Below are 26,369 nucleotides of genomic sequence, written 5' to 3' on the forward strand. Positions count from 1 at the left end.
CGGCACTTCGACGACGTACGGACGGTGTCCTGGCAGGACCGGCTCCGGTTCACCGCCCCCGAGCCCTCACGTGCTGCCACGAGGCCGGCCGCCATCACTGCCGCGCCTCGTCCGAGCCCGACGAACACGTGGACAACGGCTTCTTCCACGAGCTGCGCCACCGCGTCCACGCGCAGGTCACCGAGGCGATCGGCCGGCCGGGTACTTCGCGGTGACGAAATACACCGGATCCTTCCTGTGCCGGTGAACACCAGGTCATTTCGGGTCCGGCGCGTTGATAACGTCGAGGCACACCGCGCCGGCCGGTTCGGTGCGCCGTGCGACCGAGAGAGACCTGATGCCCCCGACGATCCGCAGGGCTGTGATCCCCGCAGCCGGACTCGGCTCCCGCCTGCTGCCCCTGACCAAGGCCATCCCCAAGGAGATGCTCCCGGTCGGCGACATGCCGGTGATCGAGCACACGGTACGGGAGCTGGTGACGTCCGGCATCACGGACATCACCATCGTCGTCTCCGGCGGGAAGTCCCTGATCCAGGACCACTTCCGCCCCAACCCCGCCCTGGTCGAGCAGTTGCGTGCCGACGGCAAGACCGCGTACGCGGACGCGGTGGAGGAGGTCGCCGAACTGGCCCATCAAGGGCATATCACCTATCTCGACCAGCACGGCCCGTACGGCAACGGAACCCCGGTGCTGAACGCGGCCCGCAACGTCGGCGACGAGCCCATGCTGGTCCTCTGGCCCGACGACGTGTTCGTGGCCGCGGTGCCCCGCGCCCAGCAGCTGATCCGCGCGTACGAAGCCACGAGCTGTCCGGTGCTGGCCCTGATGCCGATGGACCGCTCGGAATCCCACCGCTACGGCGTGCCCATGGTCAAGGAGGACCTGGACGGGGGGCTGCTGCGGATCAGCGGCCTGGTCGAGAAGCCGAAACCGGAAGACGCCCCCTCCACCTACGCGGCCATCGGCGGCTATGTCGTCACCCCCGCCATCATCGACGAGCTGCGCGAGCAGACCAAGCGCTGGTACGAGCACCGGACCGGCGAGGTCTATCTGACCGACGCCATCAACGCCTACGCCAAGACCGGGACGGTGTACGGGCAGGTCATCTCCGGACGCTGGTACGACACCGGGAACCCCGCGGACTATCTGGTCGCGCAGATGGCCTCGGCGCTGGCCCATCCCGAGTACGGACCGGTCCTCCGCCGGCTCGCCCGCGAGCTCGACAGCGACGACCGGCCGGAACCCGACACCACCACCTGAACGCCGCTCCCGGCGGGGGCCCGCCCCGACACGGCGAGCGGCAGCGGCGCATGGGAGGGGATCAACGGCCCAGGCGCACCGCCGTTCCGGGCGCACCGCCGTTCCGGGTCAGCGGGTGACGATCAGTCGCGCCATCCGGTCCAGCGCCGCCTCCCAGCGCGCCTGCCTGCGCTCCCGGTCGGCCCGGTCCGGCCGGGACCGCTGGCGCACGCGGATCACCGTCAGCCTGGGCCCGCGCCCGGCCGCCGACAGGCCGACCGAGATCACGACGTGGGTCGCGTCCAAGGTCAGTTCGACGTAGTGGCCCAGGTGGTTGATCCGTATCTCGCCGGTGTAGCCGTCCGCGGTCTCGTACGGCTCCCAGTCGCTGTCGCCCGCCCCTTGGTCCGGCGAGGCGGGAGGGAGCCGCACCCCGTTCCCGAGCCAGCAGGCGAGCCCCACAGGGCCGATGAGGAAGTCCCAGACCGCCGCCGGGTCCCAGTGGAGCACGACGAGAACGACCAACTCCTCCTGGCCTCCGGCCGCCGCCGGGATCACCCGGGAGGATGCGGGCAGACGCAGCCGGCTCAGGTCCGGTTCGGGCCGACGGGACACCGGATCGAACCGATGGCGGGGTCGGGGCGGTTCGGCCGGGTGCATCACTCGTCACCTCCGGGAGCCGCACCCTGGCGGGTGCGGTGCGCGCATGCCTCGTGAAGGTTCCCACAGCACTCCCGGCGTCACCAGCGACGGCGGCCCGGCCGCGAGGTGCCGACGACGATCAAACTCGACGCGGCCCGGCGGAAGTTGGAGAGCCACGGGTCGTCGGGCGACCGTTCCCCGGACGACGCGGCCCGTAGGGCGACTGGACCGGAGCGATGGCAGAGGGGCGGGCGTGCTGTACGCGGCGGGTCGGGGGTGTCGCCGGGTTCACCGCCCGCCGAGGGCACCGGACACTCCGACGGCTCGGACCGGTCGGGATCCCGGACCGGCGAACCGGCCTGCTTCGCAGGGGGCATTCTGGGGGCTGCCGTCCTGCCCCTTGGGGGCGTAGGGGCCCGGCCGCCGCACATTCCAGCCGGGCCGCAAGGGTGCTACACCTTGCAGAAGCCTTCCTTGAGGGCCTGGTTGAGCTGCTTGCCCTGCGTCTCGTCGGTCTTGACGCCGTTGTAGCTGAAGCGCTGCGACGCGAGCAGGTCCAGCTTGGGTGCTTTCGCGTGGATCGCCGCGCACTGGTTCAGGGCGGCCGTGACGGCCTTGGCCTCGTGCTTGGCCGCGTCCGGCGCGGCCTTGGCGATGGCGGCGATCAACGCGGTGCGCTCGGCCCCGGTGGGGTCCTCCGGGACTCCGGCGGCCTCGCGGGCGGTGGCCTGCTGCTCTTTCGTCATCGCGTCGGAGCCGCTGCCAGCGTCGGAGCCGGCGTCGGAGCCGCTGTTGGCCGCGGGCTTGTCGGCGACCGGTTTTGCCGGTTCCTCTTCGGCGCTGCACGCCGTCAGCGCCAGCAGTGCGGCGGCGGCGAAGGCGGCCGTGGTGATGCGGGTACGCATGTTTCTCCCAAGGGGCGGTCGATGGACGGCCCCATCATGGAGGACCCGCCTGTGTGACGCATGGGAAACGGCGAAGGTGGTGTCTTTCGTCGCATCCGTGCTCTTCGATCACCCGCTGATCACGACCGGCCCGCCGACCGTCGGCCCCGGCGGAGAGACCGCCTGCCGGATCGCCTTCGGGGACACGGCCCGCGCCACCCACCGCCCCGCCCGTCGCCGTCGGGCTCCCCGACCGGCGTCGGGCCGACCGACGCGCCGGATCCACAACGCTTCGGGATCAGGAACGGGGAACGCCGACGGGGGTGAGCGCCAGGAGCGCCATATCGTCGGTGACGTTGCCGTTGGTATGCCGCTGGACGTCACCGATCACCGTCTCCAGGAGAGCGCCGGGTGTGGTGAACGGCCGGCCCGCGAGCCCGATGACCGGGTCGTAGAAGACACCGCGGCGGTCGCGGGCTTCGGTGAGGCCGTCGGTGTAGAGCAGCACGGTGGATCCCCGGGGCAGCGGGTACTCCTCGGTCCGGGCCGGTGTTCCGACCAGTCCGGTCATTCCCAGTGGCAGCGCCGGCCGGGCGGGCAGCAGGAGGCGGGGTGTGGCGCCGGCCCGCAGCAGCAGCGGACCGGGATGGCCCCGGCTGACGAGCCGTACCACCGAGCCGTGGTGCGGGATCTCGGCGAGGACCGCGGTGGCGAACGACTCGTCACCGTCCTGGTCGTAGCGCCGTTCGGCCTCGCGGGCCAGGGCCCCGTCCAGCCAGTCGGCCACCGACTCCAGGCTGCTCTCCCGCTCCGCTGCCTCACGGAATGTCCCGACGGCCACCGCCACCATCCCCACAGCACCGAGCCCCTTGCCGCGCACGTCCCCCACGACCAGCCGCACCCCGTACGAGGTGTCCTGCACGGCGAAGAAGTCGCCGCCGATCAGGGCGTCCGCCACCGCCGGCACGTAGCGGGCCGCGATGAGCAGACCGCCCAGCTCCCGCGGCGGAGCGGGCAGCACGGCCTGCTGCGCCGCTTCGGCGATCTGCCGGGCGGACGCCAGACGCTCGCCGCCCCGCCGGATCAGCCCGTTGATCAACAGCGCCAGTACGGAGACCGTCAGCAAAGTGAACTCTTCCGTGTAGGCTTGCGCCTCGGTGAGGGTGCTGTCATGAACATGCAGTACGGTGACAGCCATCGTCGCCGCCAGTCCCGTCACCAGCGTGCCGGCGAACGAGGCGAACGGCGCGGCGGCCAGCGGCGCGGCGACGAACAACGGTGCCGCCGTGAACTGCCGGGGCGTCACCAGCGCGTACAGCGCGCCCCCGGCGATCAGCAGCGCGGGCAACAGCCGCACGAACCACTGCAACCACTGCCGCCTCACGGACCCACTCCCTCCCATCCGGCGGAGACCACCACAGCCGCTCCAGCCTGCGCCCGGCCCGCCCGTACGTCGACCCGGTAGAGCCCAAACAGACCAGCCCGCCGGCCGCGACGGCGCCCGGCCCGCCCCACGCGGACCTCGTGACGGACTCCTGGACGCCGGCAGGCGACACACGGCGCGACGCGCACCGTCCGGGCAGGCCGATCGGACGCCTGGACCACCCGGGCACAGCCGCCCCCGCTTGCCGCCTCCCGGATCTTCAGAACTCGGAGAACTCCGGGGCCGTGATCCACCGGTTCACCGCCGTCGCCGTACGTGCCGGAGCCCCGCCGCGCAGAGCGGCCGGCTGTCGCGCAGCCGCGTCACCGGCCGTACGAAGCGTCGGCCGGGTCCGGTCCGGGGAACTCTCACCCCTCCCCCGCCGACCCGCGTCAGAACGACCGCTCTCTCAGATCGGAACCGCCAGACGACAGATGACAGACCTTCAGAAACGGCGTCGTGCGGTGTTTTCCCCGGCCCTCACCCGCCCGCGCCGGGGCCGACGGAGTGAGCACAGGACGTCAATCGCCCGGACAGACCAACACGCGCTCAACCAGCCGCCGCACCAAGCCACTTACGACCGCGCCGGACGCCGTCCGGGCATCGTATGGGGCCCCGTTTACGTCCACTCGGCCCTCTCCCGCCCCCTCCCCTACGTGTCCGAAATGGCAGATAAAGGGATTATCGGAGTGTCCACCCACGGACCGGCCCCTCAGCCGATGTCTCAGAGATAGGGAACGACATGACCACGCGCAACATCGCCATGACAGCCGCAGTCGCGGCCGCCGCGGCGCTCGTCGCCACAGGCGTCACCTACGCCTCCGCTGCCGCGGCCCCCGAGACGACCTCCGCCGTCCACCAGGCCGCCCTCACGGCGATCCCCGCCGGCAGTGACATCGGAGGCTCCCGCGACAAGGAGGACGAGGACCGCGACCGCGGCAAGGAGCACGAGCGCGGCAAGGAACACGGTCGTAAGCACCACCACCACCGCCACCACCACCATCACCACCACCGTCACCGCGAGGGGCGGATCGACTTCAACGAGCGGACCTACTCCGCCCACCCCGGCGGCTGCATCACCGTTATCAGCGGGCTCGGCGCCAAGACCTTCAACATCCGCAACGAAAGCCACCGGACCGTCGAGGTCTTCCGGGGCGCCACCTGCGACAACGGCGCCCCCCTCGCCACCGTCGGTCCCTGGAGCTCCAGCAACGGCGTCATGCCCCACGAGCACGACCGCCACCACGGCAAGGAAGGCAAGGAAGGCAAGGGAGGCAAGGAGGGCAAGGAGGGCGACCTCGGCGACGGCGGCCTCCACGTCCGCCACGGCGTCGTCGGCAGCTTCCGCGTCATCCACGAGCACCGCCACCACCACCACGAGCGCCGCCACCACCACCACCACGAGCGTCACCACGAGGAGGAGCGCCACCACGAGGAGGAGCACCACGAGGAAGAGCGCGGCAAGTAGCCACACCAACAGCAACAGCAACAGCATGGAGACCCCGGCCCGCCGCAATCGGGCCGGGGTCTCCCGCACACAACACCACACCAGCGGCGAACCCAACACCCGAACAGCCCATCCCCACCGCGCGCGCCGACACCGCACGGAACAAGCCCACACCCTCCTTGTCAACGCACCCCATCACCCCTGAGAGAGCCATGAAACTGCTGTCCAAACCACTCAGGCAGCCCAAGAAGGCGACCGAGACGGCCATGTCCCGACTTCTCCAGCAGAGCATCGACACCGCGGCCCACTGGGCGAAAACCATGCCCAGGGAAGCCGCCCGCCTCGCGCACCGAGCGCGTCTCTACACCCTCGCCTCGGCGACGCTCAGCCTCACCACGGCACTGCTCGCCTGGCCCCTCATCGCCGGCATTCCGCCGCTCTACGCGCAGACACTGATCTCCACCCTCTCCGCTCTCGCCGCACTCACCCTCGCCGCCCCCCACGTCACCGGTCTCCACGACCGCGCCACCGAAGCCATCAAGCTCTGCAGCGCCTACACCGCAATCCACCAGGACCTCCTCCACACGCAGAGTCAACTCACCACCGGAACCGACACCAACACCGCCCACGCCACAGACGCCCTCCACCGCTATCAGCTCATCCAGCAACGCAGACACACCCTCACGAACCCCGGCACCACACCGCACAACACCGCGCTGCCCGCGCTGCCCGTGCTTCCCCAGTGCCGCGAAGCCGATCCCGCAGAGAGCCAGATGGTCCTCATGGGAGGAAATGTGATCACGGCCGCCCCCGGGGAAGAGCCGCTGACCTCGCGCGAGGGTGCGGTGTGGACGCGTCGCGCGTCCGGCTCGCAGCAGCGGATCAAACGTCTGACCGCCGGAGCCGGGCGGGCATCCGGAATCCTCGGGCGATTGCGTCCGGCCGACCGAGGCGAATGGAGAACCGCCGAACCGACCGGGAGCCGGCCCAGCGTCTGAGACCGAGACCCCTGAACCTCTGACGGCCGGCCCCGCGCGGCCCCGGCGCGACGGGGTGACAGGGCGACAGGGCGACAGGGCGACGTTCAGGGCGTAGGGCACCGGCGGTCGAGCGCTCTGCCGTGTGGGCCCTACGCCCCCTCCCTACGCCCCCGGCACGGCGCTCCCCCAGGGACACGCGGCCTCGCGGATACCCCAACTCCGCTTCGGAGTACGTCGGCGACAGCAGCGTCGGCGTCCGCGTCGGCGGGGCTCACCTGACCAGCCCTTCCGCTGTTGCCGGGCCCGTCGCCGGGGCGGAGCGTGGAGGGAGCCCCGTTCCCAGGGAGAAGGGCTGGTAGGCCGTGACGGACAAGAGAGCCAAACGCATCGCGGAGTTCATCGAGCCGCTGCGGGTGGAGCCGGGTACGGAGGTGAGTCTCGCCGAGGACTTCGACCCCCGCTACAAGGCCCATCTCAAGAAGCGGCAGGGTGCGGAGCTGCTGCGGACCGGCGTCGAGCTGCTGTCCGAGTACCAGGCGCGGCTGGCCGCTCAGGACACGTACGGCGTGCTGTTCTGTCTCCAGGCCCTCGACGCCGGAGGCAAGGACGGCACGATCCGTCATGTGATGAGCGGGATGAATCCACAGGGGGTGCAGGTCAGCAGCTTCAAGGTGCCGTCCGCGGAGGAGCTGGACCACGACTATCTGTGGCGGTACGCCCGCAGGCTCCCCGCGCGCGGGGAGATCGCGGTGTTCAATCGCTCGCACTACGAGGAGGTCCTCGTCGTCCGGGTGCACCCGGACGTGCTGGACCGGCAGAGGCTGCCGCCCAGCGCGCGGCGCGCGGGAATCTGGAAGCGGCGCTACCGGGAGATCAACGAGTGGGAGCGCTACATCACCGACAACGGGTTCAAGGTGGTGAAGATCTTCCTCAATCTGTCCAAAGAGGCGCAGCGCACCCGCTTCATGAAACGGATCGACCTCCCGGAGAAGAACTGGAAGTTCTCCGCGGCCGATGTGCGCGAGCGACGGTTCTGGGACGACTACCAGCACGCGTTCTCCGAGATGCTGTCCGCCACGAGCACCGAGTGGGCTCCCTGGTACGTCGTGCCGGCGGACCGGAAGTGGTTCGCGCGGATCTGCGCGGGGGCCGTTCTCGTCCACACGCTGATGGAGATCGATCCCCAGTACCCCACGGTCGGTGAGCAGGCCCGGAAGGATCTGCGCACCGCCAGGCGGGAGCTGGAGGAGGAGGCCCCGAAGGGGGCTCCGGCGGATCCGTACGCGGCGTCCCGTCCGGGCGCGGTGCGCGCGGAACGCAAGGGGCGAGCCGGGCGCAAGGGGCGAGCCGGATCCGAGGAGTGACGATGGCCGTACAGCCGGGCCCGGCGAGCCCTCAGCCCCCAGCCGCGACACACTGGTACGCGCGCTCGCCGCAGGATGTCGCATCGGCGTTCGCTGTGGATCCGGCCGTCGGCCTGCCGGCGGCGCTGGCCGCCGATCTGCTGGCGGCGAACGGGCCGAACGCGCTGCCCGAGGAGAAGCCGCCACCGGCCTGGCGACGCTTCCTCGACCAGTACCGCAGCTATATGCAGATCATCCTCGTGGTGGCGGCGGTCGTCTCGCTGGCGATCGGGCAGTGGAGCACCGGAATCCTGCTCGTCCTGCTGACGCTGCTCAACGCGGTCGTGGGCCTCCGTCAGGAAGGCAAGGCGGAGAGCGCGATGAACGCGCTCAAGTCGATGATGAAGGCGACGGCGCGGGTACGGCGTGACGGAACCGAATCGGAGATCCCCGCCGAGCAGCTCGTCGCGGGCGACATCGTGCTCATCGCCGCCGGGGACCAGGTCCCGGCGGACGGACGTATCGTCGCGTCGAGCGCCCTCCAGATCGACGAGTCCGCGCTGACAGGGGAGAGTGTGCCCTCGGCGAAGGACTCCGGCACGCTGCCGGAAGACGGCCTGGGCCCCGGGGAACAGTCGAACATGGCGTTCATGAACACCCCGGTCACGCACGGCAGCGGCGTTCTGATCATCACCGGCACGGGAGCCGGCACCGAGCTGGGCAAGATCTCCGGAATGCTCTCCGCCACCCGGAAGGAGGATTCACCGCTCACCAGGCAGCTCAACAGTCTGACGCTGTGGATCGCGGGCGCCGCCGGTCTGACCATGATCGTGATGTTCGCCCTGGGGCGTACCCGAGGGCAGGCGTGGGACACGCTGTTCGTCAGCGCGGTCTCCCTCGCCATCGCGGCCATTCCCGAGGCGCTGCCGACGGTGACGCAGGTGATCCTCTCCGTCGGCAGCCTCAGCCTGGCGAAGCGGAACGCCATCGTGAAGGAGCTGCCGTCCGTCGAGACGCTGGGTTTCACCTCGGCGATCAACTCGGACAAGACGGGCACGCTGACGATGAACCAGATGACCGTGGTCGAGGTGGTGACCCCCACCGACCGGTACACCGTCTCGGGCACCGGGTATGGACTCGAAGGAAGAATCCATCGCGCCGCGGGATCCACGGCGAGCGTCGAGGACGCGATCCTCCCGTTCCTGGTCGCCAGCGACGCGAGACTGGTGGACCGTACGGTCGTGGGCGATCCCACGGAGGGCGCGCTGCTGGTCCTCGGTCACAAGGCCGGGCTCGCGATCGACGCCACCCGGCAAGCTCTCCCGCGGCTCGCGACGCTGCCGTTCGACCCGGATTACAAGCTGATGGCCACCTTCAACTCGACGGCCGACGACTCCGGCCGCCCGGTGGTGCGGTGCTTCGTCAAGGGCGCGGCTCCGGCGGTGACGGCGCGGGCGGCGACGGCGCTCTCGGCCGGGCGGACCGTCCCATGGGACGCGGAGCTGAGCCGGCACGCCCGGGAGGAGACGGAACGCATGGGCGGCGAGGGCCACCGGGTGATGGCCGCCGCCACCCGTGATCTCGACCCCGCCGGCTTCGACCCGGACGGCGACCTCCTCGCGTATGTCACCGGGCTGCGGATGACGGCCCTGGCCGGCATGGTCGATCCGCCGCGCGACGAGTCCCGGGCGTCCGTGGCCGCCGCGCAGGACGCCCACATCCGGGTCCGCATGGTGACCGGGGACGATGTCACCACCGCCGCCGCGATCGCCCGCCGGCTCGGCATCCCCGGCGACGCCGTCCTCGGAGCGGATTTCGCCGCGCTCCCGGAAGACGAGCGACTGGCCCGGATCGACTCCATCGGGGTGGTGGGACGGGTCGCGCCGGAACACAAGGTGCTGCTCGCCGACACGCTCAAGAAGAAGGGTGACGTCGTGGCGATGACCGGCGACGGCGTCAACGACGCTCCCGCGATCAAGGCCGCCGACATCGGCATCGCGATGGGCAGCGGCACGGACGTGGCGAAGAACGCCGGCCGGATGATCCTCTCCGACGACAACTTCGCCACGATCGTCTTCGCGGTGGAGGAGGGCCGGAAGCTCTACGACAACCTCACCAAGTACATCCGCTTCGTCCTTCTGCTGCTGGTCGCCTTCGTCCTGACGTTCCTCGGCGCGACCGTCCTCAACATCGCGGCCGGTGAGCCGTTCACGCCGGCTCAGGTCCTGTGGATCCACTTCATCGTCAACGCCCCCTTCGGCTTCGCCCTCGGCTTCGACCGTGAGAGCCCCGGCCTCATGCGGCGCCTGCCGCGTCCTCGGGGGGAGTCGGTGCTGACCGGGCCGCTGCTGATCACCGTCGGGCTCGCCGGACTGGCCGTCACGGCGCTCCTGCTCGCGCTGATCGAACTGGGTGAGCGTCGCTTCGGCAGTGTGGAGACGGGCAGTTCGATGGCGTTCACGGCCTTCGCCCTCTGTCTGATCGTCGCCGCGTTCGAATGCCGCAGCGAGACGGAGTCCGTCCTTCGGGCGTCCACGTTCGACAGCAAGCAGATGAACTGGGCGGCACTGGGCGAGTTCGTGCTCGCCGTCCTGGTGACCCAGATGGACGCGTTCCGCCACATCCTGGGCACCACCCGGCTCGAACTGCGGCAGTTCGGCTGGGCCCTGCTGGCGGCGCTCACGCTTCTGGTCGCCTGGGAGGCGGGCAAGCTCATCGCCCGCAGGACGCGGCGGACACGTGCGGCGGCGCGGGCGCGGCCGGCGGTGCCGGCGTTCCAGACGCCCGGCTGACGGCAGCCGTCGAGTGGGAGGAGGCGGCCGCCGTACCGGGCGGCGGCGGTCAGTGCGGGCCGACCGTGGAGGCGGGTGGAGTCCAGCGGCGGGTGCGGGGGACGGTGGAGGAGACGCCGAAGTCCTTCTTCAGCTGTTCCGGAACGGCGTAGTGCATGACTCGGCCACGGGTGAGCGACGACAGTTCGAATACGGTCGTGAGGTGCCCGAGCCGGTCCAGGGCCCATGCGCCGAGGGGGGACCGGTCCTCGATGGTCTCCAGGACGCCCAGCAGTTGCGGCACGGCCCGCACCACCGAGTCCCAGGCGGTGCTCGGTACGTCCAGCCAGTCCGCGCACGTGTCGCCGATGAGGTAGCGGATCAGCGCCGGGACGACCGGATCGAAGAAGGTGCCGGGAACCACTTCCTCGTAGAGGTCGATCAATTGCCGGGTGAGGCGGGCCCCTTCCTCGCTCGGCCCCATCTGCCCGGTCATATACAGATCGAGGAACTGCCGGGCGGACTCCAGGTCCTCGGGTGCCTGGTCCTGCTGGACGCCGAGCATCGCGCCGACCACGCGCCAGGCGTAGAAGTACGCCTCGGCGCCGTCGACGCTCATGTGGATGCTCAGCCGGTGCAAGGTGTCCAGTACCAGCAGGGAGAAGAACATCTGCCCGCCGATCATGTCCTCCTGGCAGATCGGCGTTCCCATCGCCTTGGCGTCCCAGTGGCCGCCCCGGCTCAGATGGTGGCGGATGGAGGCGTGCAGCAGGCGGACCTTCTGGGCGGCGGGGATGAAGCGGCTGCCTGCTTCGAACGCGCCGGGCTGCATGAGGTAGACGGTGAACTGGCCGGTCTCCGCCATCCGCTTGGAGGGGTACTCCAGCGAGTGCGTGGCCGACAGCAGCTTCGCCACACGGGGCACGACGTAGCAGGCGGGCATGGACGCGAAGGACAGGGCGGTGGAGATGTGCACGTTGTTGTCGATGAAGAAGAGCCGGGCTTTCTCCATCTCGTCCCAGTCCACCCACGCGGGCGGCGCACTCGTCGCGTGAAGGTACTCCCGCGCGACCTCGGGCAGCCCGTCGGGCAGCGGGGCCCCCGCGGTGGACACGTAGCGCATCAGGGTGTTGAACTTCCCGACCTCCCCACGCGCGAACAGCGTGGCCACGGTGGCGTCGGCGAGTTCGTCGCCCGTCTGCCGCAGCATGCTCATCGACGACTCCGTGTAGACCATCACTGGCTCCTTGTCTCAGGGGGAACAGATCTGTGGCGCGCGGTCCGGGAGACCGGTGAACTGCTCTTGCTGTGGCGCGGGTCAGTGGCGGCGGACGGTCACGGAGTGCGCCAGCGTCTCCAGGGCGCGCTCGGCGATCTCCGGAACGGCCATCCCGTGCAGGACAGAGGCGGCTTCCTCGACTCGCGCACGGATCATCTGCTCGATCCGGTCGGGCGCCGCCAGCCGAGTCATCAGCGCGCGCACCGCCTCCAGTCCGTCGCTGCCGACGTCCCGCCGACCCAGCAGGCCGCGCAGTCGCTTCCGCTCCGCCTCATCGGCCAGCCGCCAGGTCTCCGCCAGCAGGACGGTGGGCCGACGGGCGTGCACATCGTCCAGGTTGGACTTGCCGGTGAGGGCCGGATCGCCGAACAGGCCGAGCAGGTCGTCGCGGAGTTGGAACGCCTCCCCCAGCGGCACGCCGAAGCGGGAGTACTCCTCCCGCAGTCCCTCGCCGGCGCCGGCCAGGAGACCGCCGATGAGCATGGGCTGTTCGACGGTGTACTTCGCGGTCTTGTACCGGATCACCTTCAGCGAGTCGTCGAGGTCCGGTACGGCGCCGGTCCGCAGGATCTCCAGGCACTCTCCGGCGATCAGCTCCCGTGCCAGAGCCGCCCACAGCGGGCGGGCGCGAGCCAGACAGGCCGCGGGCAGGCCGCTGGTGACGAACAACTGCCCGGCCAGCGACATCAGGAGATCGCCTACAAGCATCGCCAGCGCCCTGCCCGCGCGCTTCGCGCGTGGCCGGTGGCGCAGCGCCGTGCGGAGTGCGGAGTGCGCGGTGGGTCTGCCGTGTCTGAGCGCGCTGTCGTCGATGATGTCGTCGTGCACCACCGCGGCGGCGTGCACCAGTTCCATGGAGGCCGCGGCCCGTACGAGGGCGTCGCTGTCCGGCTGACCGGCCGCCCGCCAGCCCCAGTAGCAGAACGCCGCCCGCAGCCGTTTGCCGTCGGCCACCGCCGCCTCCACCTGGGTGGCCACCGGGAGGAGGTCGGCGTCGATGGCGAGCAGCTCGTCCGACTCCCGTAAGACGAACCCGGTCAGCACCTCGTCGACGCGGGCCTTGAACTCGGCGGCCTCGTACCGGTCAGTCATCGCCGTCAGCCGCCCGACGCGTCGTGGCCCGCCGGGCGAGCACTTCCAGGTAGGCGGGCGGCGGAGCCACGTACCGGTCCAGCGCCAGCCGGCCGCGCGCGGTGAGGTCCTGGGACGCGTCGCCCGCCAGTTCGGCCAGGTCCGACCGGCCGAGCAGCCCCCGCACCGTCCCCGCGGCGGACCCGACTGCGTCCACGGCCAGATCGGCCAGCCCTGCCATCAGCAGGACCGCCTTCTTCCCCGGACCTCCGCCGTACCCTGCACGACTCATGTCCTCCCCCTCCCCTGTCGGCTTTGTACCGGGACGGCATGGTCGGTGCCGCCACGCATGAGCGTGGAGCATGCGAGGCCGCGGGGGTGCGGGAACTCACCAACGGGTGACAAGGTCGGCACGGCGATGACCGAGGGGCGTCGGCACGGACGGTCCGCGGTCAGCGGGCGCCGGTGTACGCCCGGATCCCGCTGTAGCAGCGCCCCCGAGAGCGCCCGCGACCGCATCGACTCGGACGCGCGACTCCCGGACGGACCGGCGTCCCGCCGGAGTCCGCGGGGTCGCGGGGTCGCGGAACTTCGGCCGAGCAGTCAAAGCGCCCCGGAGCCCGGCCGTACCGCATTTCCGGGCGGCGGGTTCGTCGCTGCCGGGACAGGGCTGCCGGGACGGGACCGCCGGATCGTGTCGAGCCGCTTCCCCGCCAGGGGCTTCACGGGAAGAGACGTACCGTCAGCCGGCGGCGGTGCGGGCCTTCGACGGGCCCCGGAGGCGGGAGGAGACGAGGTCGCCGACGACTTCGCTCATGACGGCCCGTTGCGCGGCTGGGTCGGCGGCGGTGGCCACGGAGACCCCGGCCTGATGGAGCGCGCCGTAGAGCAGATGGGCCAGCGGCTCGGCCTGCTCGGGCGGGATGAGCCCGGACTGTGCGGCCGAGACGAGTGCCGCGCGCAGCAACTGCCGTGCGCAGTGCGGGTCGTCGAAGAGCGCGGACCGTTCCCAGCCGAGGACGAGGGGGCCCTCCAGCAGCAGGATGCGCTGGACCGGGGGTTCCAGGCACGCTGACAGGAAGGCGTCCATGCCGGCCAGCATCCGGGTGACGCGGTCGCCGTCGGCCGTCTCCGCGGCCGAGGCGCAGCGGGCATAGACGTCCTTCTGAACCGCCGTGTAGGCCGCTTCGAACAGCGCCTCTTTGTCGGGGTAGTGATGGTAGAGCGCGCCGCGGGTGACGCCGGCCCGCTCGACGATCCGTGTGGTGGACGCCTCCGCGTAGCCGTGGGCGGTGAACAGGGCGATCGCCGCCTCGACGAGTTGTCTGCGCGTCGCGTCGCCCTGTTCGGCCTTCTTCGTCATGGCCTCATCGTACGGAGTGCACGTTGAAGCCGGCGTCGAGGCCGAGCGCCGCGGGGTCGATACGACCGGAGGCGGCGAGGACGAAGCGCATCGGGTCTCCGGTGACGACCGGGCCGCCGGTGCCGATCTCCAGGGGCTCCAGGCCGTCGAGCGTGAGGGTCACCGGCCCGCGGTCGAGCCGCTGGAGTTCGGACCCGAGCCAGTGCACGCTCGCGGCGAGGCCGGGCCCGAGCGAGGAGGGCTGTCCGAGCGCGGTGCGGATGTCGTCCGCGTGCACGAAGGCGTCGTACCACAGGGTGAGGACGCCGTTGCCGACCGTCCGGCGGTAGCGGTGGTTGAAGGCGGTCCAGATGTCGTCGTCGAGGCCGTCGAGGTTGGTGCGGAGGCGGGCGGCCGCTGTCCGCAGGGTGGCGGCCAGTTCCTCGGGGGTGCCGTCGCGCAGTGCGCGTGCCTGCTCGTCCGGGCTGCGGGTACCGATGGTGCCGTCCAGCGAGTCGACCGCGTTCGCGGTCACGTGACCTGCGACATCGCGGATCTGCCAGCCCTCACACCGGGTCGGTGTCGACCAGTCGGCTGCCTCCAGTGACGCCGTCAGCTCGGCGAACGCCGCGAACTCGGTGGCGAGTCCCCGCACCACCTGCGCCTTGGTGAGGGTCATGTCGTCGACTCCTTCCGCTGTGGCGGCCGGTCGCGGCCGCGGTCCCGCCGACGATACATACATGCAGCCTGTATGTATAGGTGAGGGCGTGCCGCACGGCGGGGGTGGCCGAAGTGACGGGTACACCCCTCGGCCCGACCGCCGACCCGACCGCCAGCCCGGCCGTCGGGCCGCTCGACGCCGTACGCGGAATCCTCCGCGGCGAGGGTGCCGTGCTCAGGGGTGCATCCGCGCGCCCTTGAGGACCTTGTCCACCGCGTTGCGCGGGCCGTAGACGGCGATCCCGACCAGATCGAGCCGGGCGGCTCCCACCGCCCGTACGGCTGCCCGGTTGTCGCGGTCGTTGCCCGTGGCGAACAGATCCGAGGTGAACACGGCCACCGGCAGCGAGCGGGCCAGCGCGCGACCGTGCGCGACGGTCAGCGTCTCCGCCGTCCCCTCGAAGACCAGCACCGGCTGGCGGAACATCGGCAGATACGCGGTGTCGTCGGCGTCCGCGTACGGTTCGCCGATCACCTCGGGTGCCGCCGTGCCGAGCCCGCTGACCAGGAAGGCGGTCACATTCAGCCGCTGCCAGGGCTCCAGATCGTCACGGAGCAGAACGGCGATCTTCGTGTCGAAGCGGGCGGGCACGGACGCATCGCCCGCACCGGCAGCGCCCCCGGCACCGGTCGCGGTCGCGGCCTCGGTCTTCTCGTCGGTTCTCATGCTCCGAGACTCCGGGGTGCGTGCCTGCTCCGTCTTGTACGTTCTTTGCGTGACGCGCACGCAGGAGGTCTCCGCCTGGCGCCCGCGGGTCGCGGGTGTCGTGGAGGTCTTCCACGCCCACTTCACCGAGCACGCGTACCCCATGCACGTCCACGACGCCTGGACCCTGCTCATCGTCGACGCCGGGGCGGTCCGCTACGACCTCGGCCGCCGCGAGCGCGGCACGCCGGGCGGCACGGTCAGCCTGCTCCCGCCGCAGGTCCCGCACAACGGTTCGCCCGCCACCCCTCACGGCTTCCGCAAACGTGTGCTCTACCTCGACATGACACAGCTGGACGAGAGCTTCATCGGGCCGGCGGTCGACGGCCCGGATCTCACCGATCCCGTCCTGCGCAGACGCGTCGGACAACTCCACACGGCTCTCGCCGCCCGAGGAGACGAATTCGAGGCGGAGAGCCGTCTGGCCCTCATCGCCGAGCGCCTGCGCGGCCACCTGCGCCCCACACGGGCCGTCGGTGGTACGGCGCCCGACCGCGGTGTCGCCCGGAGACTGCGCGACCTCCTCGACGAGGGGTTCCTGGAGTCCGTCAGCCTGGAGGAGGCCGCGCGTCTGCTCCACTCCCACCCCACGCATCTCGTACGTGCGTTCAGCGCCGCCTTCGGCATCGCACCCCACCAGTACGTGACGTCCCGACGCGTCGACCTGGCCCGCCGCCTGCTCCTCGACGGCCGGCCGCCGGGCGAGGTGGCGACCGCCGCCGGCTTCTACGACCAGTCCCACCTGACCCGCCACTTCAAGCGGGTCGTGGGCACCACACCGGGACAGTACGCCCGTGCCGGGAAGTCCGGTTGAGGGCGTGCCGACGGCCCGGCGACTTGACGGCCGCCGTGGTGACACCGGTCGCACTCCGGCATGGCGGCCGCCACCGGGGCGATCGGGGCGATCGGGGCGAGGATCCTCTCAGTAGGAGACGTCGAGATAGTCGATGTCGGTGATCTCTACATCGAGTCCCTGGGCGCGGTGGCCGTTGTCCTGGAAGTAGATCTCCCGCAGTCCTTCGGCGACGATTCCACGGAGGAGCCGGTCGCTCGCGCCCTGCTGCCGGGCCTCGAAGAGCCGGTGCGCGTAGACGGGCGGAAGGTGGACCGTGAGGCGGCGCATCCGGGGGTCGTCGGTGGTGCCGATCGGCGCGGTGTAGCCGAACCGGGCGCGCGTCTCGACGGTGATGCCGGTGGAGGTGGCGGCCCGGCGGCGGCGGCGTTCGCGTACACGGGGCTGCCACACCTTCGCCGTCTCCCGGGCGAGCGCGTCCGCGAGGGCCGGGCGCGGCCGTTTGAACTGGCCGGTGAGGTAGCGCTCCACGGTGCGCTGGGAGACGCCCAGGCGGGTCGCGGCCCGGAGGGTGGAGCCGTTCTCCGCCTTCACCAGGAGCCGCATCCGCGCGACCGCGGACTTGGGGGGCTGCCGGGTGAACGTCTCCTGCCCTGCGCGGTCCAGGGCATCGGCGATGTCCCCCACGGCTCTACTCTCCTTCGTCCAGGACGGCGTCGCCGCCCTTGATGTGGCGGGCCGGGTTCAGGCCCTTCTCCATGAGGTCCACGGCCCACGCCACCTCCTGAACGCCTTCGACCTTGACCAGACCGGGCGTCAGGCCGACGCGGAATGATCCGGGCAGCGGCTTGCCGGACGTGGTGTAGGGCAGGAAGTCCAGCGGCGAGGGGCCGGGTGACGCGTAGACCACGCAGTCGGAGAGCACGGCGAGCGGATACCGGCCGGTCGCGCGGGCGGTGTTGGCCATCTTCCTGTGCAGGTTCACCCGTGCCTTGGAGATGACCGCCGCGCGGATGTCGGGCCGCCACGTCGGGCGCTCGAGCGCACCCCACCGCTCCCCCTCGGTGTAGTGCCGTCCCTGGGGCCGCTCGCGCAGCTTCCCCACGCCGCCCTTGACCGTCGACTTGATCGCCGCCAGTACGGCCGCCATCCCAGGATCGTTCTGCTTGTGATGTTCCATCGCGGCGAGGAACCGGTGATCGTCCAGCTCTTTGGTGACCCCGAGGTCGGCCATCGTGTCGACGTACGCCTCCTTGAGCCGGTCATGCCACGGATCCAGGAACGCTCCGGTCTCCCGTCGCAGATACGCCTCGATCGGCTGTGGCTCGAAACCGAGCTCCGCCGCGTACGCCACGGTGTGGGTCTGGTACCAGGCCGGGCCGGTGGGACGCTGCCCGGACGGCGTGAACGGCGACGGCAGCCGAGGGTCCACCTCGACCGGGGACAGGTCCACGTACCAGCTGCCGGGGATCTTCTTGTCGAATCGCGGGCGCTGGACGCGCTCGGGGCCGCTCAGACCGACGACCAGCCGTGAAGCGGCGGCGAGGAAGGCCGTGTTGATGTCCAGGCCGACCGCGTACGGCAGCAGGCACTCCTCGTCGGAGAGCAGTCGCGGGTCCCGCACCCACTGGTACGCCTCCTCGTCCAGGAACCCTCCGGTCCAGCCGCGCGCGACCGGGTGCTCTGCCGGCGCTTCCGGCGGTGCCGGGTCGACCGGATCGCTGCCGAGGGAGCCGGGGTTGTAGCCGGACACCCATACGCCCGTCGGGTCCTTCACCGCGCGGGTCGGCGGCCTGAGAGCGGTCATCAGTTCGAGGCCGGAGACGGCCGTGGAGCCGCGTGGGGTGATGACCCGCCGGGCGTAGACGCCGAGGACGCGGGCGAGTTCCGCCGCGGGGAACCGGTCCGCGCCGGGCCAGGCTCGGGCGTCGAGCGCGTCCCAGGACAGGATCGCGAGCTGCACGCACTGTCGCCGTCCGGCCGTGGCCGGACGGTAGACACGCGACCAAGGGCCGAAGCCGCGCTGGGTCAGCTTCCATTTCGCGCGGGCGATCTCCTTGACGACCCGGTGGTCCTCCGGGAGCCGCAGCGAGCGGCGCGCCTCCGCGCCCTCGAGCCGGGCCGGGAGCCCGAATCGCACGGCGGCGGATTCCGTCAGGACCACGAGCGGGTCGGCGTCCTTGCCGTTGCGGTGGAGTCTGGCCGCCCCGATCCCGGCCTCTTTCAGCGTCCACTCCACCAACCGGGGGATCGTCGTCGCCGGGCACTCGAGCACGATGCCGTCGACGCCGTACGCGGTGCCGTCGCCGTCCAGCACGACAAGCGGCCCGTGCGGAAACCGGGGATCCGCTGCGGCCGGAACCGAGGTGGGCGCCGTCTTCGCACGGGGGCCTGACATCGGCCCGCCAGCCGGGACGGGCCGCGGTTGCGGCTGCGGCTGCGGCTGCGGCTGAGGTGCGGCGACGGTCGGCGGGACGGGAGCGGACGGGGCTGAGGCCGGCTTCTCGACGGAGCCGATGGACGCTTCCGGTACGCCGACCGGTACCGGACCCGGTGCGGGAACCGAAACAGGTTCGGGTGCAGGAGCAGAACCGGGTCCAGGTGCAGCGGCTTCAGAAGCGGGTGCGGCAGCCGGAGCGGGTTCAGTTGCGGTCACGGGTGGCGGTCCGGCCGGATACTTCGCCGCCCAGCCCTCCAGGAGCCGCTGATACGCCTGCAGACGCGGAGGCCGCGGCTCGGACCGTCCGTTCTCCCAGTTCTTCACCGTCTGCGGCGTCGACCTCAGCACATGCGCCAGGCGGTTCTGGGTCACACCGGCCGCCTCGCGCAGCCGGGCCCGCTCCGCCGGGGGCGGCAGCTGCGGCCCGCCCTCCAACAGCGCGTCCACCGCGTCGAACAGCTCTTCCTCAGTGGGCACTACGCGTCACCTCCCCCCGGAAACTAACAGAAATTAACCCACGTATCCGGGACGGCTTTAACCCTCGCGGGGGCCAGGTCGCCTGGGCGGCGCGGGATCCGGAGTCGGTGCCGTTGTCCACGTCGCGGCCGGTGGGCCGTTTCGGCCGGGGCCCGGCAGCGGCACCGGCCGGGGCCGCGGTTCATGTCGTCAGCACCATCGACCGGCGGCAACCGCCAACGCCTGACGCCGCCTCCGACGGCACCCTCCACCGGGGCAGGGTCAGGCGCGAGGCCGGGGGCCGGCGGCCTGACGCAGGGCGACCGGCGACCCGCGGAGGGTCACGCCGGAATCAGCGCCTGAGTCACTACGCGACAAGCCGCCGAGAAAGCCCCCGGGGGCCATCTGCCGCGTTTTCGAGGGGTTGAGGCAGGGGGGATTGACTCACGCCACACAAGAGCGGCACAGCAGCGCATGAGGGCTTTCTCGCCCCATCGGCAAGGGGCATCTTCGATATCCTGGACGGCGTCCCGGTAGTCAACGGTCCCGAGGCTCCTGAGCCTCCGGGGCCCTGTTTGGGCTGCCCGCCCTGTCTCCGCCAGCCGTCCGGCCGCTCCCGCACCACGGTGCGGGAGCGCGGTCCGCCATGCCCGAAAGAGAGCGTCTGTGACCACTTACGACACTCGCACCGCGAGCGGTACCCCCGAATCCCAGCAGCCCGGCCATGCCTTGACGGCGTCGTATGACGCCAACGCGATCGCTGTTCTGGACGGCCTGGACGCGGTGCGCAAGCGGCCGGGAATGTACATCGGCTCCACGGGAGAACGGGGGCTGCACCACCTGGTGCAGGAACTCGTGGACAACTCCGTGGACGAGGCGCTCGCGGGGGTGGCCGACCGGATCGACGTGACGATCCTGGCCGACGGCGGGGTGCGGGTGGTCGACAACGGCCGCGGTATCCCGGTGGGGATGCACCCGGTGGAGAAGCGGCCGGCCGTCGAGGTGGTGCTGACCGTGCTGCACGCGGGCGGCAAGTTCGGGGGCGGCGGATACGCGGTCTCCGGGGGTCTGCACGGTGTGGGCCTGTCGGTGGTCAACGCGCTGTCGACCCGGCTGTCGGCGGAGATCCGGACCGACGGCCATCGGTGGACGCAGGACTACGAGGACGGGGCTCCCACCGCCCCGCTGGCCCGCCACGAGGCCACCTCCCGGACGGGAACCTCCCTGACGTTCTGGGCGGACGGCGGCATCTTCGAGACCACCGAGTACTCCTTCGAGACACTGGCCAGGCGTTTCCAGGAGATGGCCTTCCTCAACCGAGGGCTCACCCTGACCCTCACCGACGAACGGCCCTCCGCGCGCGCCACGGCCGCGGCCGACGAAGCCGGTTCGGACCCGGCGGCGAAGACGGTCTCCTACCGCTACGACGGCGGCATCACCGACTTCGTCGCCTACCTCAACGCCCGCAAGGGCGAACCGGTCCATCCCTCGGTCATCACCATCGCCGCCGAGGAAACGGAACGGCTGCTGTCGGCCGAGGCAGCCCTGCAGTGGAACGGCCAGTACACCGACAGCGTGTACTCCTACGCCAACGCCATCCACACCCATGACGGCGGCACCCACGAGGAGGGCTTCCGCACGGCACTGACCACCGTGGTCAACCGCTACGCGCGCGAGAAGAGACTGCTGCGGGAGAAGGACGCCAACCTCTCCGGCGAGGACATCCGCGAGGGCCTGACCGCGATCATCTCGGTCAAACTGAGCGAGCCTCAGTTCGAGGGCCAGACCAAGACCAAACTCGGCAACACCGAGGCGCGCGCCTTCGTGCAGAAGATCGTCCACGAGCATCTGACCGACTGGTTCGACCGCAACCCGAACGAGGCCGCGGACATCGTGCGCAAGGCCGTCCAGGCGGCCACGGCCCGGGTCGCGGCCCGCAAGGCCCGCGACCTCACCCGCCGCAAGGGCCTGCTGGAGTCCGCCTCACTGCCGGGCAAGCTCAGCGACTGCCAGTCGAACGACCCGGCGATGTCGGAGATCTTCATCGTCGAAGGAGACTCCGCCGGCGGCTCGGCCAAGTCCGGCCGCAACCCGCGGTACCAGGCGATCCTCCCGATCCGCGGCAAGATCCTCAACGTGGAGAAGGCCCGGATCGACAAGATCCTGCACAACCAGGAGATCCAGGCGATCATCTCCGCGTTCGGCACAGGCGTGCACGAGGAGTTCGACATCGCCAAGCTCCGCTACCACAAGATCATCCTGATGGCGGACGCCGACATCGACGGCCAGCACATCAGCACCCTGCTGCTGACCTTCCTCTTCCGCTTCATGCGCCCACTGATCGAGGAGGGCCACGTCTACCTCTCCCGCCCCCCGCTGTACAAGATCAAGTGGAGCCGCGACCACGTCGAATACGCCTACTCCGACCGCGAACGCGACATGCTCCTGGAACGGGGCCGGCAGGACGGCCGCCGGATCAAGGACGGCTCCATCCAGCGCTTCAAGGGCCTGGGCGAGATGAACGCCGAGGAACTGCGCGTCACCACCATGGACCCCGACCACCGGGTCCTGGGCCAGGTCACCCTCGATGACGCGGCCGTCGCCGACGACCTCTTCTCCGTCCTGATGGGCGAGGACGTCGAAGCCCGCCGCCACTTCATCCAGCGCAACGCCAAGGACGTCCGCTTCCTCGACATCTGACCCCGGGCACCGCTCCCGTCCCCTCGGGACGATGACAAAGGGCCCTGTCCGGGTATCCGGACAGGGCCCTGGCGTGAGGTGCCGTTACGGCGTCGCGATGTGGAAGATCCCGCACTGCGCGGACGGCGCGAACAGCACGAAGTGCGGGTTGCACCCGGTCACTACGTTGTACTCCTGGTTGTTGACGATGTTGATATCGCCGAAGTCATGGCCGGTGGCGGTGGCGGTGGTGGCGGTGCCGACGATCCCCGCGGCCGTCAGCGCGAGGGCGGCCATGGCGGTACGGATGCGCATACGTCAGTCCTTCGTTCGTGGGGGGGGTGTCTGTCCGGGTAGCGACGTCGGCGACCGTACCTCCGCGCTCCGCGCCGACCGTGGAGACCGAGCACGTCCTGGGCCGATCGGATCACGCGGGGTCACCGCCCGGTGTGAGCGACGACCGCCTTCCGGCCCATCGGCCACCGGTCCCGGTCCGATCATCGACGCCGACGGAAGGCGGACCGCTGATCGATTGGGTGATGTACGGAGTACGGGGTGCGCCGTCCCGGTCACGGCGGCCGAACCGGAGCCGCAGGCCCAGAGGTGCCGCCGCGCGGCACGCCCCGAGGGGTCCGGCGCTGGTGAACGGCGGCCCCGGAGCCGTCCCGGACACCGCGCCCGTGCCGCCGCCCGCACACCCGGCATGACGAACCCGCCGATCGCTGGGAAACTGGGAGCGTACGGGGTACCGGGCGATGTCACCCTCTGGAGGTGAGGGCCATGGCGACACGCCGTCTGACCGTCCGCGAGCAGCGGATACTCGATGAACTGGAACGCGGTCTGCGCAAGGATCGCGCTCTTCGCGGAAGGCTCCTCGGCCTCGGCGTCCGCACCCGGCTGCGGCACGCGCTTCGGGCGTGCGAGCCCCACGGGCGTCTCGTCGCCGTACTCTTCCTGGCTTCGATGGGCCTTCTGGCGTCGGGGCTCGCGACCGCGGATACGGGGGTGATCTGGGCCTTCGCGGCTTGCTGGCTGCTGACCACGCTTGCCGCCTTCCGCGCCGTCTTCCGCTGGATGACGGCCCAGACCGACCGGACGCACCCTCCGAAACCCTTCGTCTGAACCGCAGGGAACGAGTCGCCCGGCTGAAGCCGACGGCCGCCGGCAGCCGTCGTCGGCGCGAATGCTGACGATCCGCTCCAACAGGTGTGCTCCCCCTGGATGTTCCGGATTCCTGTCGCGGACCGCGGTTCGTCACGTCACCCGAGTCGCCATGCCCGGTGGAGCAGTTCGTCGGTGAGCGCCTCGGAAGGGGGCCCCTCGGCGAGGAGCCTTCCCTCGTGCAGCAGCAGGCAGTGGTCGGCGAGCCGGGCCGCCGCCAGATCGTGTGTGGCGTGCACGACGGTGGTCCCCTGCGCGGCCTGCTCACCGAGGATTTCGGAGATCCGCAGCCGGGCGACGGTGTCGAGCGCGGCGGCCGGCTCGTCGAGGAGGATGAGATCGGCCTCCTGGGCGAGGCCCTGAGCCACCAGTGCCCGCTGGCGCTGACCCCCGGACAGCTGGCCGAGCTGGCGCGCGGCGAGCCCACGCATGCCCACTCTGTCCAGGCATGCGTCCACCACGGACCGGTCGTGTGCCGACGGCCGTCTCCACAGGCCCAGGTGCGCCCATCGGCCCATCGCCACGGTCTCCCGCACGGTGAGGGGCAGGTCGTCGGCCACGGCGCTCCGTTGCACGACATAGGCCGCCGTCCGGTCGGTGCCGTGGGTAATCGTTCCGGTCGTCGCCGGGATCACCCCGGCCAGCAGGCCGAGCAGGGTGGACTTGCCCGATCCGTTCGGCCCCACGACGGCCGTCGTCGCCAACGCCGGTATGTGAGCGGTCAGTTGCCGGAGAGCGGGGCGCCCGCCGTAGCCGGCCGAGACCCCGCTGAGCACCACCCGCCGCGTCTTCCCGATGTCCTTCACTCAACCCCTCCTTGTATTGATAATCATTTTCATTATAGGTTCCCGTTCATGGATTGGCTGATCGGCCCCTTTGAGGTGGGCTTTGTGCAGCGGGCGTTGTGGGGCGGCGTGCTCGTGTCGTCGATCTGTGCCCTGGCGGGCACCTGGGTCGTACTGCGCGGGATGGCGTTCCTGGGTGACGCGATGTCACACGGGATGCTTCCGGGCGTCGCGCTCGCCTCGCTGCTGGGAGGAAGTCCGATAGCCGGGGCGGCGGTGAGCGCGGCGATGATGGCCCTCGGCGTCTCGGTGCTCGGCCGGGCACGGCGGCTGTCACAGGATACGAGCATCGGTCTGCTCTTCGTGGGGATGCTCTCGGCGGGCGTGATCGTGGTCTCGCGGTCCCAGTCCTTCGCCGTCGATCTGACCGGGTTCCTCTTCGGCGACGTTCTCGCGGTGCGCGGGCGGGACCTCGTCCATCTGGCGCTTGCCTTGGGTCTCGCCCTGGTCGTCTCCGTCCTGGGCCACCGGCCGTTCGTCGCCCTGGCCTTCGACGAGCGGAAGGCCCATACGCTCGGACTGCGGCCCCGCGCCGCGCATATCGCGCTGCTGGGGCTCCTCACCCTGGCCATCGTCGCCTCGTTCCACATCGTGGGCACGCTGCTGGTCTTCGGGCTGCTCATCGCGCCGCCCGCGGCGATGCTCCCCTGGGCCCGGAGCATTCCGGTGATCATGGTCGGCGCGGCCTGCCTCGGGGTGAGCGCGACGTTCACCGGGCTGCTTGTGTCCTGGCATCTGGCCACCGCGGCCGGGGCGACGATCGCGGCCTGCGCGGTCGTCCAGTTCCTCCTCTCCGCACTCTTCTCCACTTTCCTCGCCGGCCCGCGGAGCCGCTGGGGCGCACTCCCCCGCCTCTCCTCACCGGCGAGCCGCTCCCGAACGGAAACCGGGCATTCATCATGAGATCGAAGAAGCTGGAAGCGGCCGCCTTGACGGCCCTCATCGCGACCACCGCCCTGCTGTCCGGATGCCGCGACGGCTCCGCCGACGGCGGGTCGCCGACCGAAGCCGCACCCGCCGCCACGCCCCACGGCCATATCCCGGGCGCCGAGGAGACCGCTGAGCAGCAGTCACGGCTGGTGCTGGCGGACGCGGCCTCCGGCACGGTCCGGATACTCGACCCGGCCACGGGTGCCATCACCCCTGTGGCCACGGCGCACCGGCCTCGAGGGATCGCCGGAGACGGCCGGTTCGCCTATGTCGCGACCGCGGGCGGAACGCACGTCGTCGACAGCGGCGCGTGGACGGTGGACCACGGCGACCATGTGCACCACTACCGCGCCGAGGCCCGTGACCTCGGGGAGATCCGCGGCAAACGGGCGACGGGAGTGCACAGCGACACCGCCCTCACCGCCGTCTCGTACGACGACGCGAGTACCGGTCTGTTCGACCGCGAGGACCTCCAGGACGGCAGACTCGGCCAGCCGGAACCGGGCCCCGGCACCGGGTCCGGTTCGGTGGTTCCCTACCGCGGACATCTCCTCGTACCGGGTACGGGACCGGGGCGGGACACCGTGGAGGTACGCGACCGGCACAGCGACCGGGTCACGGCGCTGGGCGAGCGGTGCGGCCGGACGAGCGGTGCGGCCGTCACCCGCCGGGGCGTCGTCCTCGGCTGCGCCGACGGCGCCCTGCTGGTCTCGGAGAAGAGCGGGGTGTTCACCGGGAAGAAGATTGCCTACCCCGCCGTGACGGACGCGCGGGACCGGGCCGTCGGCTTCCGCCACCGGCCCGGCGGCACCACGCTGACGGCCGTCGCGGGCGGTGACGGAGTCTGGCTGCTGGACGTCTCCGGGCCGGGCTGGAAACGGGTCCGTACGGGGCCGGTCGTCGCCGCCAACACGGCGGGTGAGGGCGCACCGCTGCTCGCCCTCTCCCCCGACGGCGTCCTCACCGCGTACGACCCCGCCACCGGCGAGGAAACCGCCCGCAGGCGACTCGTCTCCCCGTCGGCGGCCGGGGCGCGGGACGGTGGGGCCGCGGTCATCGAAGTGGACACGTCCCGTGCGTACATCAACGACTCCTCGGCGAAGAAGGTCTACGAGATCGACTACAACGACGGTCTGAGGGTCGCCCGGACCTTCCCACTCGGCTTCGCTCCCACGCACATGGTGGAGACCGGGCGATGACGACGGCGAAGAGGACGA

23 protein-coding genes are annotated in these 26,369 nt (G+C 71.0%); 10 read left to right on the top strand and 13 right to left on the bottom strand.

Translation table 11 applies throughout. The features are described 5' to 3' along the window. Positions 1–337 precede the first annotated feature (337 nt). Positions 338–1,261, top strand: a complete 924-nt coding sequence (locus tag ACWEFL_RS09455; protein WP_451709783.1) for a UTP--glucose-1-phosphate uridylyltransferase — start codon at positions 338–340, stop codon at positions 1,259–1,261. A 108-nt stretch (positions 1,262–1,369) separates the two neighbouring features. Here the strand turns inward: ACWEFL_RS09455 and ACWEFL_RS09460 are convergent, their stop codons facing one another. From ACWEFL_RS09460 to ACWEFL_RS09470, 3 genes are all read right to left on the bottom strand, one after another. Continuing rightward, positions 1,370–1,855 (bottom strand): hypothetical protein, encoded by a 486-nt coding sequence (locus ACWEFL_RS09460; protein WP_451709786.1) that lies wholly within the window; start codon positions 1,853–1,855, stop codon positions 1,370–1,372. Positions 1,856–2,334: 479 nt separating this feature from the next. Then, on the bottom strand, positions 2,335–2,787 hold the full coding sequence (locus tag ACWEFL_RS09465) for a hypothetical protein (protein ID WP_451709788.1): 453 nt from the start codon (positions 2,785–2,787) through the stop codon (positions 2,335–2,337). A 277-nt stretch (positions 2,788–3,064) separates the two neighbouring features. Beyond that, positions 3,065–4,150 carry a PP2C family protein-serine/threonine phosphatase gene (locus tag ACWEFL_RS09470; protein WP_451709790.1) on the bottom strand — a complete coding sequence of 362 codons (1,086 nt, stop codon included), beginning with the start codon at positions 4,148–4,150 and terminating at the stop codon, positions 3,065–3,067. 781 nt (positions 4,151–4,931) lie between these two features. Between ACWEFL_RS09470 and ACWEFL_RS09475 the strand changes: the two genes are divergently transcribed. From ACWEFL_RS09475 to ACWEFL_RS09490, 4 genes are all read left to right on the top strand, one after another. Next, complete coding sequence (locus tag ACWEFL_RS09475; protein ID WP_451709793.1) at positions 4,932–5,657, top strand: hypothetical protein; 726 nt, start codon at positions 4,932–4,934, stop codon at positions 5,655–5,657. Positions 5,658–5,848: 191 nt separating this feature from the next. Then, a complete protein-coding gene (locus ACWEFL_RS09480; RefSeq protein ID WP_451709795.1) occupies positions 5,849–6,634 on the top strand; it encodes a hypothetical protein in 786 nt (261 codons plus the stop codon). Positions 6,635–6,978: 344 nt separating this feature from the next. Next, entirely contained in the window at positions 6,979–7,980 is a 1,002-nt protein-coding gene (locus ACWEFL_RS09485) for a polyphosphate kinase 2 family protein (RefSeq protein WP_451709797.1), read from the top strand. Positions 7,981–7,982: 2 nt separating this feature from the next. After that, positions 7,983–10,751, top strand: a complete 2,769-nt coding sequence (locus ACWEFL_RS09490; RefSeq protein ID WP_451709799.1) for a cation-translocating P-type ATPase — start codon at positions 7,983–7,985, stop codon at positions 10,749–10,751. A 49-nt stretch (positions 10,752–10,800) separates the two neighbouring features. Here ACWEFL_RS09490 and ACWEFL_RS09495 read toward each other — a convergent pair whose 3' ends face one another. The 6 genes from ACWEFL_RS09495 to ACWEFL_RS09520 form a co-directional block, all read right to left on the bottom strand. After that, positions 10,801–11,967, bottom strand: a complete 1,167-nt coding sequence (locus ACWEFL_RS09495) for an oxygenase MpaB family protein (RefSeq protein ID WP_451709802.1) — start codon at positions 11,965–11,967, stop codon at positions 10,801–10,803. An 81-nt stretch (positions 11,968–12,048) separates the two neighbouring features. Further along, positions 12,049–13,101 (bottom strand): polyprenyl synthetase family protein, encoded by a 1,053-nt coding sequence (locus tag ACWEFL_RS09500; protein ID WP_451709805.1) that lies wholly within the window; start codon positions 13,099–13,101, stop codon positions 12,049–12,051. Continuing rightward, positions 13,094–13,372: a polyprenyl synthetase gene (locus tag ACWEFL_RS09505; RefSeq protein ID WP_451709808.1), complete on the bottom strand. Its 279-nt coding sequence runs from the start codon at positions 13,370–13,372 to the stop codon at positions 13,094–13,096. Before ACWEFL_RS09505 ends, ACWEFL_RS09500 begins: the two co-directional genes overlap by 8 nt. A 450-nt stretch (positions 13,373–13,822) precedes the next feature. Continuing rightward, positions 13,823–14,443: a TetR/AcrR family transcriptional regulator gene (locus ACWEFL_RS09510; RefSeq protein ID WP_451709810.1), complete on the bottom strand. Its 621-nt coding sequence runs from the start codon at positions 14,441–14,443 to the stop codon at positions 13,823–13,825. Between the two features lie 4 nt (positions 14,444–14,447). Then, a complete protein-coding gene (locus ACWEFL_RS09515; protein WP_451709813.1) occupies positions 14,448–15,101 on the bottom strand; it encodes a maleylpyruvate isomerase family mycothiol-dependent enzyme in 654 nt (217 codons plus the stop codon). 216 nt (positions 15,102–15,317) lie between these two features. After that, positions 15,318–15,809, bottom strand: a complete 492-nt coding sequence (locus ACWEFL_RS09520; protein ID WP_451709815.1) for a DUF2000 family protein — start codon at positions 15,807–15,809, stop codon at positions 15,318–15,320. Between ACWEFL_RS09520 and ACWEFL_RS09525 the strand changes: the two genes are divergently transcribed. Then, positions 15,808–16,662, top strand: a complete 855-nt coding sequence (locus ACWEFL_RS09525; protein ID WP_451709818.1) for a helix-turn-helix domain-containing protein — start codon at positions 15,808–15,810, stop codon at positions 16,660–16,662. The two genes, ACWEFL_RS09520 and ACWEFL_RS09525, sit on opposite strands and share 2 nt — an antisense overlap. Before the next feature lie 108 nt (positions 16,663–16,770). On the opposite strand, the gene tpg is transcribed toward ACWEFL_RS09525, so the two are convergent. Both tpg and tap read right to left on the bottom strand, forming a co-directional pair. Next, complete coding sequence (gene tpg, locus ACWEFL_RS09530; protein ID WP_451709821.1) at positions 16,771–17,328, bottom strand: telomere-protecting terminal protein Tpg; 558 nt, start codon at positions 17,326–17,328, stop codon at positions 16,771–16,773. A 4-nt stretch (positions 17,329–17,332) separates the two neighbouring features. Next, the gene (tap, locus tag ACWEFL_RS09535) at positions 17,333–19,558 is read right to left on the bottom strand and encodes a telomere-associated protein Tap (RefSeq protein WP_451709824.1); all 2,226 of its coding nucleotides are present in this window, start codon (positions 19,556–19,558) and stop codon (positions 17,333–17,335) included. A gap of 645 nt (positions 19,559–20,203) precedes the next feature. Here tap and gyrB point away from each other — a divergent pair. After that, positions 20,204–22,237, top strand: coding sequence for a DNA topoisomerase (ATP-hydrolyzing) subunit B (gene gyrB, locus ACWEFL_RS09540; RefSeq protein ID WP_451709827.1), 2,034 nt, complete (start codon positions 20,204–20,206; stop codon positions 22,235–22,237). An 84-nt stretch (positions 22,238–22,321) separates the two neighbouring features. On the opposite strand, the gene ACWEFL_RS09545 is transcribed toward gyrB, so the two are convergent. Continuing rightward, the gene (locus tag ACWEFL_RS09545; RefSeq protein ID WP_451709829.1) at positions 22,322–22,531 is read right to left on the bottom strand and encodes a hypothetical protein; all 210 of its coding nucleotides are present in this window, start codon (positions 22,529–22,531) and stop codon (positions 22,322–22,324) included. Between the two features lie 465 nt (positions 22,532–22,996). Between ACWEFL_RS09545 and ACWEFL_RS09550 the strand changes: the two genes are divergently transcribed. Continuing rightward, positions 22,997–23,338: a DUF3040 domain-containing protein gene (locus ACWEFL_RS09550; protein WP_451709832.1), complete on the top strand. Its 342-nt coding sequence runs from the start codon at positions 22,997–22,999 to the stop codon at positions 23,336–23,338. A gap of 137 nt (positions 23,339–23,475) precedes the next feature. On the opposite strand, the gene aztA is transcribed toward ACWEFL_RS09550, so the two are convergent. Then, positions 23,476–24,183, bottom strand: coding sequence for a zinc ABC transporter ATP-binding protein AztA (aztA, locus tag ACWEFL_RS09555; protein WP_451709835.1), 708 nt, complete (start codon positions 24,181–24,183; stop codon positions 23,476–23,478). 48 nt (positions 24,184–24,231) lie between these two features. Here aztA and aztB point away from each other — a divergent pair, with 48 nt between their 5' ends. Together aztB and ACWEFL_RS09565 are read left to right on the top strand one after the other, a co-directional pair. Beyond that, a complete protein-coding gene (aztB, locus tag ACWEFL_RS09560) occupies positions 24,232–25,125 on the top strand; it encodes a zinc ABC transporter permease AztB (protein ID WP_451709838.1) in 894 nt (297 codons plus the stop codon). Beyond that, positions 25,119–26,351 (top strand): hypothetical protein, encoded by a 1,233-nt coding sequence (locus ACWEFL_RS09565; RefSeq protein ID WP_451710022.1) that lies wholly within the window; start codon positions 25,119–25,121, stop codon positions 26,349–26,351. The genes aztB and ACWEFL_RS09565 overlap by 7 nt, the downstream gene beginning before the upstream one ends. Positions 26,352–26,369: the final 18 nt, after the last annotated feature.

This window comes from Streptomyces sp. NPDC004838 (assembly GCF_053600955.1).

What these genes read in the sequence shown, in the direction of transcription:
- aztB (WP_451709838.1), top strand. Translation starts at nt 24,232, where the DNA reads ATGGATTGGCTGATCGGCCCCTTTGAGGTGGGCTTTGTGCAGCGGGCG.
- ACWEFL_RS09490 (WP_451709799.1), top strand. Translation starts at nt 7,983, where the DNA reads ATGGCCGTACAGCCGGGCCCGGCGAGCCCTCAGCCCCCAGCCGCGACA.
- ACWEFL_RS09455 (WP_451709783.1), top strand. Translation starts at nt 338, where the DNA reads ATGCCCCCGACGATCCGCAGGGCTGTGATCCCCGCAGCCGGACTCGGC.
- ACWEFL_RS09520 (WP_451709815.1), bottom strand. Translation starts at nt 15,809, where the DNA reads ATGAGAACCGACGAGAAGACCGAGGCCGCGACCGCGACCGGTGCCGGG.
- ACWEFL_RS09495 (WP_451709802.1), bottom strand. Translation starts at nt 11,967, where the DNA reads ATGGTCTACACGGAGTCGTCGATGAGCATGCTGCGGCAGACGGGCGAC.
- ACWEFL_RS09500 (WP_451709805.1), bottom strand. Translation starts at nt 13,101, where the DNA reads ATGACTGACCGGTACGAGGCCGCCGAGTTCAAGGCCCGCGTCGACGAG.
- ACWEFL_RS09515 (WP_451709813.1), bottom strand. Translation starts at nt 15,101, where the DNA reads ATGACCCTCACCAAGGCGCAGGTGGTGCGGGGACTCGCCACCGAGTTC.
- ACWEFL_RS09550 (WP_451709832.1), top strand. Translation starts at nt 22,997, where the DNA reads ATGGCGACACGCCGTCTGACCGTCCGCGAGCAGCGGATACTCGATGAA.
- ACWEFL_RS09505 (WP_451709808.1), bottom strand. Translation starts at nt 13,372, where the DNA reads ATGAGTCGTGCAGGGTACGGCGGAGGTCCGGGGAAGAAGGCGGTCCTG.
- ACWEFL_RS09525 (WP_451709818.1), top strand. Translation starts at nt 15,808, where the DNA reads ATGCTCCGAGACTCCGGGGTGCGTGCCTGCTCCGTCTTGTACGTTCTT.
- ACWEFL_RS09480 (WP_451709795.1), top strand. Translation starts at nt 5,849, where the DNA reads ATGAAACTGCTGTCCAAACCACTCAGGCAGCCCAAGAAGGCGACCGAG.
- ACWEFL_RS09510 (WP_451709810.1), bottom strand. Translation starts at nt 14,443, where the DNA reads ATGACGAAGAAGGCCGAACAGGGCGACGCGACGCGCAGACAACTCGTC.
- ACWEFL_RS09465 (WP_451709788.1), bottom strand. Translation starts at nt 2,787, where the DNA reads ATGCGTACCCGCATCACCACGGCCGCCTTCGCCGCCGCCGCACTGCTG.
- ACWEFL_RS09545 (WP_451709829.1), bottom strand. Translation starts at nt 22,531, where the DNA reads ATGCGCATCCGTACCGCCATGGCCGCCCTCGCGCTGACGGCCGCGGGG.
- ACWEFL_RS09475 (WP_451709793.1), top strand. Translation starts at nt 4,932, where the DNA reads ATGACCACGCGCAACATCGCCATGACAGCCGCAGTCGCGGCCGCCGCG.